The sequence below is a fragment of the Dysgonomonas sp. GY617 genome (genome assembly GCF_015233815.1).
Classification (GTDB): Bacteria; Bacteroidota; Bacteroidia; order Bacteroidales; family Dysgonomonadaceae; genus Dysgonomonas_A.
Genome location: NZ_JADCLR010000033.1, coordinates 20,886 through 28,796, shown reverse-complemented (window position 1 = coordinate 28,796; position 7,911 = coordinate 20,886). Strand labels below are relative to the sequence as shown.

The following is a 7,911-nucleotide window of genomic DNA, read 5'->3' as shown; positions in this document are numbered from 1 at the left end:
TATTGATGCTTTATTTTAAATTTAATGTATATCATAACTTGTTGTTAATTGGGGAATAAGGACTAAATTCAGCTCTGTTTTATGAAAATTGAACTATATATAATGGATTAGGCAGCTGATTGTCAATTTAGCTAGCCTGAATTCCTTACTTATGGTATAACAGTCTCTGAGTTACTTTTTTGCTTACTTTATGATTTCAAATACTCTTATGTAATAATTGGATATTAAATATCTTTTTATATGGCAAAAATGGCTCTCTGTGGATAAGCGACGATTGTTGCGGTGATATGGTGGAGAAATTATAAACATTTAAAATGGCAATTTATAAATATAACAGATATAAGATTCAGATTGGTCCGGATTCTAAGAAAACACAAGGCTTAGAGGTTGGGGATGTTGTCAGAAGACAATATTTTAACAAGCCCAATGCAATCTATTCATTAATGGTAGTTCTTGAAACCGGGGTTGATGTGATTGGGTGCAAAGATTCACCTTATTTTATAGGGGCACTTTTGGAAGGAGACGAACCCAAAGCTGATGAATTTTGGATATGGTTCAGATGGGAAGAAATCATTTTCACCACAACCGCTTGAAGTTGAAATCAAGTCGAATACAGCATCCGCTGAAGTTTCAGGTCTAACTTATTATACAGATACAGACAAAGGTTATATCGAATTATCATGGAAAAAGCATGAAAAAGCAAAACTATACAGGATATATAAAGCCGCAGAAGATGAAAAGATGACTCTGTGGAAAGAATTGGAGCCGTCTGAAACACGAGTTACGGATGAAATAATATCTCCGGGTAACAGTTACACCTACACGATTCTATATATTACCGAAGAAGGCAGACCGTCGAAACCCAAAAGCATTATTGTAAGTTACTGATTATCGATCTAACACAAGATTAATGAGAAAAATATATTTAATTTTATTATTTGTCATCTTATATACTGCAAACTCCCAGGGACAAAGTACAGTGTATGGCACATCTACTTATCGGATAAATGTAAGTGGTAGAGTTGATGGTGAAGGCAGCGATTGCGGGGGGAGCAGAACCGAAGGTCTGCAATGGATTGCTTTAATACGACAAAATGACAATAATAATATCCTTAAATAACACGACTGAAAGCAATAGATATATTATCGATGACGGATATTTGACAATATCTTTATCGGATAATATCGATAACCCATATTATAATTGGGAATTCTCTGTCGGAAATGCTTATGATTTCAGATCCTTTTCCTCGACATACAATAACCAGCCTACCCTTAGATTAAGAGGAATGGATTTTCTTTCCGATAGCGATATAGGAAAGCCTGTATATATCCGGGTGAATATGGGTAGCTGTGCCGGCAGTAACAGAACTTCCAACACTATTGATTTTACATCTAAGAAATCCTCTCCCCGTATCCTGGGTGTTACAGCTACGGATAAAATCTGTCATGGAGCGGCAAACGGAAAACTAAAAGTCCAATTGGACAGGCCTTTACTGTCCGGTGAAAGATTGTTCGTAGACTATAAAAATCTGACCACCCAGACTATTGGTAATGTTCCCGACCCAACAATAGGTAGCGATAATAGTTTTTACCTTGAAAATCTGGACGCCGGCAATTATGAAATCCAGGTATCAGGTTTTTATAATGGTAATACGACTTACTCAGATGGGTTGGACTATAAAAAAACGGGGAAGATAGAAAGCTTCCTTCCTCTTATATATTCGACTGCGAGCAAAACAGATATCACCTGTTTTGGAGCTGATAACGGCTCTATCACCGTCACATCTTCCGGAGGAGATGGCAGTTACAAACTCCATTGGCGCAAACAGGGCGGGAGTTATATAACAACAGCATTTACGTCTTCTACCCAAACCAGCCTGTCCAATCTACAGCCCGGCACATACGAATACTACGTCATCGACACTCACGACTGTGAACTCCGAGGTCAGGATGGTAATATAATTACCCGCACGGAAACCCTTGTTCAACCAACTAAAGCTTTGGTTTTTGCTTTTCTGTCTTCTACGGAACCCTCGGGTTATAACAGGAGCGACGGTTCAGTGACACTGGAAGGCGATGGGGGAACACCGTTAACAGGAAACAGTTATACCGCTACCTGGAAATAAAAATACTAACCAGCTGGTTACAACCCTCGAGAACGATCCTTCGGGAGCAAAATTCAGGACGACAGCTAAGAATATCCCTGCCGGGACTTATACCGTAGAGATTAAAGACGCCAATAACTGTACATTTACCGATGAAATCACGATAGACCAACCCGAAGAACTGGTTGTTACTATCGAAAATACCTTGCAAATACTTTGTAACGGTGACGCCAACGGAGAACTGGTTGCCCACGCCCGTGGAGGAGTTTTATCTGCCGGACAAACCTATACCTACCAGTGGTATAAGAAAAATGTGACAACTTATCAAGCCATACCTTCCTATACCGACAGCGTTGCCCCGAACCTGGGTAAAGACGATTACAAAGTCGAAGTCAAAGACCGTAGCCGCATAGTAAATATTGCCGGAAAAGAATTCAGTTTAGACCATCCATCTGCATTAGCCCCTACCCTGACCAGACAGGATATGACATGTTTTGGCGGTAATAATGGATCGATCCGTACTGATGTATCCGGTGGTGTCGGAGGATACAAGCTCTACTATAAACTGAAAGACGACGCGGTCTACGGCCAGCCGCTAAGCCCGCAGGGAAGCGTGTTTACCCTGAGCCCCGGTAGGAGAAAACGACGTTGCGCAGATCACCATCAGCCAACCCTCGCAGGCTCTGGAGATAAGCAATACTGTTGTAAAGCCGGTTAGCGGTTTCGGTCGTTCCGACGGAAGCGTTACCATACAGGTAAAAGGCGGAACACCTAATCCGTCAGCGCCGTTTTACAATATAACATGGAAAAATGCTTCGGGAACAACGATAACAAGCAGCGAATCGACAGAAACGGACAATATCTTTACCTCGAAGATAGAAAACCTTTCCAATGGTATTTATACGGTAGAAGTAAAAGACAGGAATTACACAGGTGTGGCCAATGCCTGTTATGTAACTATAAGCTTTACGGTTATCCAACCGGAAGCATTGACTTTACAGTTGGAAAATACAAATAGAGTCTATTGCTTTGGAGAAGAAACGGGGCAGTTCGTGGCTCATGTAAGAGACGGCGTATCCGGCAGTTTCTCAGGCATGCCGTATAACTATAAATGGTATAAGGTTGTAAACGGAAATGCTACACTTATCCCGAATCAAAGCGACAGTATCCTGTCAAACCGTCCCGCCGGGTCTTATAAGGTAAGGATCGAAGATGCCAGCAGCCCGGCCAATACCATCGAGTCGGCAGTTTTTGAAATCACACAACCTGCATTGCTTATTACAACGCTTACAACCCGGAATATAGGATGTTATGGCGAAAACACAGGGTTTATCCATATCAGTGTATCCGGAGGGACGGGAGGCTATAAACTTTTTTGCAAAAAAGAAGGAGCTGATACGGCTTACAGGGAATATTCGGTTAATACGGGAGATATACGTTTTATCTGGATAACCTCTATCATGGGAAATATAGTGTATATATTCTTGATGCAAACAATTGCTATGCAAAAATAAACGGAGATAATGTCGATGAAATTATATTAACCCAGCCGATGGCTCCTTTATCCATTACAGAAACAAACCGAATCAATGTATCCGGATTTGGGCGTTCTGATGGAGAAATAGCAATCAAAGTAGCCGGAGGGACGATGAATACCTCCGCACCGTACTACGATATTATCTGGAAGAATAGCTCCGGTACAGTAATAACAAGCACTGACGCTTTTGATGCCTACGGTGTATTTACCTCAAAGATACAAAACCAACCCAAAGGAACATACTCTCAAAAGGGGTTGATAGTTATGTTGGCTTTTGGTTTGAATTTAAAGCAGATGTACAGTTCGATCATCGTACGAAGATGAAACGCCGATGACAGGAACTTATACATTCAATAACGGAACGCTAACTATAAAGGATGGCGACGAGGCGTATTCTCTGAAAGTAACAGTGGATAACGAAATATTAATAATAGAACGGGATTATGCCGAAGATTACAATGATCTGGAACTGGATAAATTGATTGAGCTGGGTATTAATGATCCTGTAAACTTCCAAGCGACAAAAGCTATCGCGAAAATCAGTTTCAGCAGACAGTAAATAAAGAACCTTTTATGCAATAAATCTCTCCAGATTTTTCTCCAAAAATGGGATATCTGGAGAGATTTTCGTAAATACGTAGATTGTAAATATTTCGAGAACTACTTGTTGTGAAAGAAAAATTGTTGTAATATTTTTGTAGTTTTTCTATATATAATTTTACAATTTAACAGGACATTATTTTGTGCTATCCCATTTTGGATCTCTTCTTTTTGATGATTGGATTCTTACCAAAAATTTCCTTTTGCGACTTATTTTCCATTTCTTCTTTTTTCGGTACTCGTGGATCTCTCCATGCCTCCTTATACCCGGCTTCCGCTTTGTTTTCTTTCTAGAGGTAAGGATAAGCAAAAGTTCCTATACCATACCATTTGACTTTGGCTTTAGTGACGTAGCCTGACTCTATCAGAATTTTATCCCTGATATGCATCTCATACCTCCCATAATAAACAAACCTATCCGGATTCTTATTAGACGAAAAAACTTTGTCTTTTTCATCATTCAGAAATACATAAGAAGAAAACTTCTCGTTGTTATTTTTTTTATTCATGCTTTCAAGGAAAATATAACCTCCATCTTCCAGCCTCTGTACCACTTTTCCAGTCAGTAAAACTAACGTACAAATTTACTCAGGCTTACACCTGCATCTTTTGCCCTTTTCTTTAAAGCCATATATTCAATACCCGAAATCCGAGCACTGATAATTTTCTCTTTAAGCTGTATTTTTATATGAATCTTTTATCATAATTTCAACTCTATTTTAATTATTTCTTCTCTTTAAAACTGCGACCAACGAGAAACGGGAGTGGTTTTCCATACGCCTAAACTTGAGAGGATAGCTGCTAACCGCAGTAGTGCAATCCCGGAGGACAGCTTGATAATAATGGAGATGAACAAGTCATCGGTTCAGATATTAATATCTATTCTCCGAGTCAGATCTCCATCAACTAAGCTGAGCGAGCCAGATAGAATGTAAGGAAAGACCTATTAAAGTACCAGGTTAAAATCAGCTTTCGGTTAACTCAATTGTCAAACAATAAATTATGTTTTTATGAAAAAAGTATTTATCGGTATTGACTTTTCGAAGAATAAGTTTGATGCAACCCTTTTCCACAGAGACAATCTGAATGCTAAACATCATGAAATCTTTACGAACAATCAAGTCGGCTGTTCTCGTTTTATCCAGTGGATCAAAGAACATACTCAATTACCTAAAAAAGACTGGCTGTTCTGTGGAGAACATACAGGTCTTTACAATCTGCGTCTTTGCAATTATCTGGCTCATAAAAAATGTTTTTTTGGCTTGAAGATCCCCAATAGATCAAGAACTCAACCAGAATAAAAAGAGGGAAGACTGATAAAACTGATTCTTATGAGATAGCTATGTATGCTTATCGCTTTTCAGATAAAGCTAAATCCTACACTCTACCGGACAAAGGATACAATAGCCTTAAAACAGCTTTTCTCCTTCAGGGAGCGATTGATCAAAAACCGGAATGCTCTTCTTGTTGCAGCCCGAGAGAATCGTACTATCCGGGATAAAAATACTATGGTAAATGCAATTACTATTATCCTTGCTACCAATAACTTTACGAAGTTTTCCAATAGTAGATAATATGCCTGCTATTGTTGTGGTGTTGTCCCTTTTGAGAAAACCTCAGGTTCAAGTGTCAGGGGTGGTTCACATATTAGCCATATTGCAAGCAAAAGATTGAACGCACTATTAACCCAATCTGCAAAATGTGCTGTATGTTTCGATCCTGAACTGCGTAATTATCGGCTAAGGCTTAAGGAAAAAGGGAAACTCGAAAGAGTCATTACCAACAATGTTAGAAATAAGCTGATACAAAGAGTCTTTGCTATTATTAAAAGATGAAGCCCATACACGATTATATTAAATACAGGTATGTACAGTTGAAAGGAGGTGTTTCTCAGGAGCATTTACTTTATTTGAATAAATTCTATGCCGAAAGATCTCAATATAGGGATAGTATCAAAAGGAATGTGCTTGAGTTTGAATCGTTAATTAGTCAGAAAGTTTATAATCAGTCTGTAAACAAATAGAATGAGAAGGTTAACAAACAGATTGATAACAAACTGAAGAAATTGACCAAGTAGCCAATTGGTAAATATTGTAAATCAAGGCAAAGTCTTTAACTTTGCCTTGATTCAATTATCTATCAGTGAAAATATAAAAACAGAAAAAATCTTTTGACTGTTTTATTTTCAGATAGCAGCAGTTATCTAACAACCAGTGATTTTCCCTATAATCAAAACCGAATGATTTTGACAGATATCTTATAAGACTGTTTTCACTACTCTGAGAATCGAAAAAAAGAAAGGCTATATTACATCTGTCGTATTGGTCGAAACTGCATGAGATAGTTGCTTGCTGATTGTCGAAACGGACTTCAATACCCTTTTCTATTTTATTGTTTTCGACATATACTGTTAAATGAATGGGATAACGAATGGATTTTCTTTTAAGTTCCTCAAATGAATAGTCGAGCATGGATTTTGCATACCCGATTAGAATTTCATGATTGTTGTCTTGATTTTTCATGGATGTCCGCATTAAGCCTGATTATAAGAAGCAAGCCGATATAAATACTAAATGAATTTATATCGCTGCGGTGTTGAGTCGCCAGTCAGATTTTTAGTCGAAGTGACAAGAAGCAGGATGTTGATACAAATATACAATTAACAAACAAAAAGTTAACCCTAGTTTCTCTTTTTTTCAATATCTTTAGGGTCACAGACTCTTTTGTTATTTTATATCTCTTTTATCATTAAATTTGCAGTAAACAAGTAATACGAATGAAAAAGTCCATATCATATTTACCATCAACCAACCGGAGAGATTTACATTTTATTGTCGAGTCTGTTTTACAAAGGCTAAAACAAACCGAGATGATAATCCTCTTCGGCAGTTATGCCCGAAATGACTATGTGGTGTATGATGAAAAATATGAATTTGGGAAACTACAGTTTTATGTAAGCGATTACGATATACTGGTTGTCACAAGCGGTGTATCGGATGGAGGAGCAATCAGGTCACTCAGTAATATAGAAGATTTGTATTATGACAGGGCAAAAGACCCTGATAGGCAACCTCCTGTTCAGTTTATCAGCGAAGATATGAAGAAGCTGAATAAATACCTGAATGAAGGGCGATATTTCTATACACAGATAAAGCAAGAGGGTGTTATTCTATATGATAGCGGAAAACATAAACTTGCCCGAAGAAGAAAACTAAGCTTTGAGGAAATAAAGCAACAGGCTCAGGAGTACTTTGATGATAAGTTTGAGAGTGGTAATGAGTTTTTAGATTCAACAGAATATTTTTGTCAAAAAGGACAATACAAAAAGGCATCTTTTATGCTTCATCAAGCCTGTGAAAACTATATTTATGCTATTCGCCTAGCCAATACACTGGAAAACCCGAAACAACATAATCTGACGAAATTGCTAAACTCCGTAAAGAGATATTCTAATGAGTTTATCAAAGTCTTTCCACAGGATACAACAGAAGAGAAGCGGCTTTTTGAGCTTATCAAAGCGGCTTATGTAAATGGTCGTTATGATCCTGATTTTGTGGTTACCAAAGAGGATATTGATGCGCTTTTGCCTAAAGTGGAGTTGATGAGGGATATTACAAAGAGGATTTGTGAGGCGAAAATTGGGGAGTATGGGGAGAGGGGGTGAAC

General features: G+C 38.2%; 14 protein-coding genes and 2 pseudogenes. 13 read left to right on the top strand and 3 right to left on the bottom strand.

Annotation, left to right across the window (positions count from 1 at the left end; translation table 11 throughout):
* Nucleotides 1-314 precede the first annotated feature (314 nt).
* The 9 genes and pseudogenes from IR022_RS19415 (at nucleotide 315) to IR022_RS19375 (ending at nucleotide 4,204) form a co-directional block, all read left to right on the top strand.
* Nucleotides 315-593, top strand: coding sequence for a hypothetical protein (locus IR022_RS19415; RefSeq protein ID WP_194204999.1), 279 nt, complete (start codon nucleotides 315-317; stop codon nucleotides 591-593).
* Nucleotides 538-888, top strand: coding sequence for a hypothetical protein (locus IR022_RS19410; protein WP_194204998.1), 351 nt, complete (start codon nucleotides 538-540; stop codon nucleotides 886-888). Before IR022_RS19415 ends, IR022_RS19410 begins: the two co-directional genes overlap by 56 nt.
* Before the next feature lie 22 nt (nucleotides 889-910).
* Entirely contained in the window at nucleotides 911-1,120 is a 210-nt protein-coding gene (locus IR022_RS19405; RefSeq protein ID WP_194204997.1) for a hypothetical protein, read from the top strand.
* Nucleotides 1,095-2,129, top strand: a complete 1,035-nt coding sequence (locus IR022_RS19400; RefSeq protein ID WP_194204996.1) for a SprB repeat-containing protein — start codon at nucleotides 1,095-1,097, stop codon at nucleotides 2,127-2,129. Before IR022_RS19405 ends, IR022_RS19400 begins: the two co-directional genes overlap by 26 nt.
* Nucleotides 2,130-2,313: 184 nt before the next feature.
* Nucleotides 2,314-2,826: a SprB repeat-containing protein gene (locus IR022_RS19395; RefSeq protein ID WP_194204995.1), complete on the top strand. Its 513-nt coding sequence runs from the start codon at nucleotides 2,314-2,316 to the stop codon at nucleotides 2,824-2,826.
* Nucleotides 2,792-2,878: pseudogene (locus IR022_RS20410) on the top strand (hypothetical protein); the annotation flags it as partial. The gene IR022_RS19395 and the pseudogene IR022_RS20410, both read left to right, overlap by 35 nt.
* Before the next feature lie 165 nt (nucleotides 2,879-3,043).
* Nucleotides 3,044-3,622 (top strand): SprB repeat-containing protein, encoded by a 579-nt coding sequence (locus tag IR022_RS19385; protein WP_194204994.1) that lies wholly within the window; start codon nucleotides 3,044-3,046, stop codon nucleotides 3,620-3,622.
* A 38-nt stretch (nucleotides 3,623-3,660) separates the two neighbouring features.
* Nucleotides 3,661-3,969 carry a hypothetical protein gene (locus tag IR022_RS19380; RefSeq protein ID WP_194204993.1) on the top strand — a complete coding sequence of 103 codons (309 nt, stop codon included), beginning with the start codon at nucleotides 3,661-3,663 and terminating at the stop codon, nucleotides 3,967-3,969.
* A 7-nt stretch (nucleotides 3,970-3,976) separates the two neighbouring features.
* Nucleotides 3,977-4,204 carry a hypothetical protein gene (locus tag IR022_RS19375; RefSeq protein WP_194204992.1) on the top strand — a complete coding sequence of 76 codons (228 nt, stop codon included), beginning with the start codon at nucleotides 3,977-3,979 and terminating at the stop codon, nucleotides 4,202-4,204.
* A gap of 331 nt (nucleotides 4,205-4,535) precedes the next feature.
* Here the strand turns inward: IR022_RS19375 and IR022_RS19370 are convergent, their stop codons facing one another.
* On the bottom strand, nucleotides 4,536-4,754 hold the full coding sequence (locus IR022_RS19370) for a hypothetical protein (protein ID WP_194204991.1): 219 nt from the start codon (nucleotides 4,752-4,754) through the stop codon (nucleotides 4,536-4,538).
* A 62-nt stretch (nucleotides 4,755-4,816) separates the two neighbouring features.
* The gene (locus IR022_RS20405; protein WP_410492830.1) at nucleotides 4,817-4,906 is read right to left on the bottom strand and encodes a hypothetical protein; all 90 of its coding nucleotides are present in this window, start codon (nucleotides 4,904-4,906) and stop codon (nucleotides 4,817-4,819) included.
* A 349-nt stretch (nucleotides 4,907-5,255) separates the two neighbouring features.
* Here IR022_RS20405 and IR022_RS19365 point away from each other — a divergent pair, with 349 nt between their 5' ends.
* The 3 genes and pseudogenes from IR022_RS19365 (at nucleotide 5,256) to IR022_RS19355 (ending at nucleotide 6,268) form a co-directional block, all read left to right on the top strand.
* Nucleotides 5,256-5,546, top strand: a complete 291-nt coding sequence (locus IR022_RS19365) for a hypothetical protein (RefSeq protein WP_194204990.1) — start codon at nucleotides 5,256-5,258, stop codon at nucleotides 5,544-5,546.
* 300 nt (nucleotides 5,547-5,846) lie between these two features.
* A pseudogene (locus IR022_RS20400) lies at nucleotides 5,847-6,080 on the top strand (transposase); the annotation flags it as partial.
* Nucleotides 6,077-6,268 carry a hypothetical protein gene (locus IR022_RS19355; RefSeq protein WP_194204989.1) on the top strand — a complete coding sequence of 64 codons (192 nt, stop codon included), beginning with the start codon at nucleotides 6,077-6,079 and terminating at the stop codon, nucleotides 6,266-6,268. The pseudogene IR022_RS20400 and the gene IR022_RS19355, both read left to right, overlap by 4 nt.
* A 109-nt stretch (nucleotides 6,269-6,377) precedes the next feature.
* On the opposite strand, the gene IR022_RS19350 is transcribed toward IR022_RS19355, so the two are convergent.
* Nucleotides 6,378-6,767: a hypothetical protein gene (locus IR022_RS19350; protein WP_194204988.1), complete on the bottom strand. Its 390-nt coding sequence runs from the start codon at nucleotides 6,765-6,767 to the stop codon at nucleotides 6,378-6,380.
* A gap of 254 nt (nucleotides 6,768-7,021) precedes the next feature.
* Here IR022_RS19350 and IR022_RS19345 point away from each other — a divergent pair, with 254 nt between their 5' ends.
* On the top strand, nucleotides 7,022-7,909 hold the full coding sequence (locus tag IR022_RS19345) for a HEPN domain-containing protein (RefSeq protein ID WP_194204987.1): 888 nt from the start codon (nucleotides 7,022-7,024) through the stop codon (nucleotides 7,907-7,909).
* Nucleotides 7,910-7,911 lie beyond the last annotated feature (2 nt).

Excerpts from the sequence above, each read along its gene's own strand:
- IR022_RS19415 (WP_194204999.1), top strand. The coding sequence starts at position 315 with ATGGCAATTTATAAATATAACAGATATAAGATTCAGATTGGTCCGGAT.
- IR022_RS19410 (WP_194204998.1), top strand. The coding sequence starts at position 538 with ATGAATTTTGGATATGGTTCAGATGGGAAGAAATCATTTTCACCACAA.
- IR022_RS19405 (WP_194204997.1), top strand. The coding sequence starts at position 911 with ATGAGAAAAATATATTTAATTTTATTATTTGTCATCTTATATACTGCA.
- IR022_RS19400 (WP_194204996.1), top strand. The coding sequence starts at position 1,095 with ATGACAATAATAATATCCTTAAATAACACGACTGAAAGCAATAGATAT.
- IR022_RS19380 (WP_194204993.1), top strand. The coding sequence starts at position 3,661 with ATGGCTCCTTTATCCATTACAGAAACAAACCGAATCAATGTATCCGGA.
- IR022_RS19375 (WP_194204992.1), top strand. The coding sequence starts at position 3,977 with ATGACAGGAACTTATACATTCAATAACGGAACGCTAACTATAAAGGAT.
- IR022_RS19370 (WP_194204991.1), bottom strand. The coding sequence starts at position 4,754 with ATGAATAAAAAAAATAACAACGAGAAGTTTTCTTCTTATGTATTTCTG.
- IR022_RS19365 (WP_194204990.1), top strand. The coding sequence starts at position 5,256 with ATGAAAAAAGTATTTATCGGTATTGACTTTTCGAAGAATAAGTTTGAT.
- IR022_RS19355 (WP_194204989.1), top strand. The coding sequence starts at position 6,077 with ATGAAGCCCATACACGATTATATTAAATACAGGTATGTACAGTTGAAA.
- IR022_RS19350 (WP_194204988.1), bottom strand. The coding sequence starts at position 6,767 with ATGAAAAATCAAGACAACAATCATGAAATTCTAATCGGGTATGCAAAA.
- IR022_RS19345 (WP_194204987.1), top strand. The coding sequence starts at position 7,022 with ATGAAAAAGTCCATATCATATTTACCATCAACCAACCGGAGAGATTTA.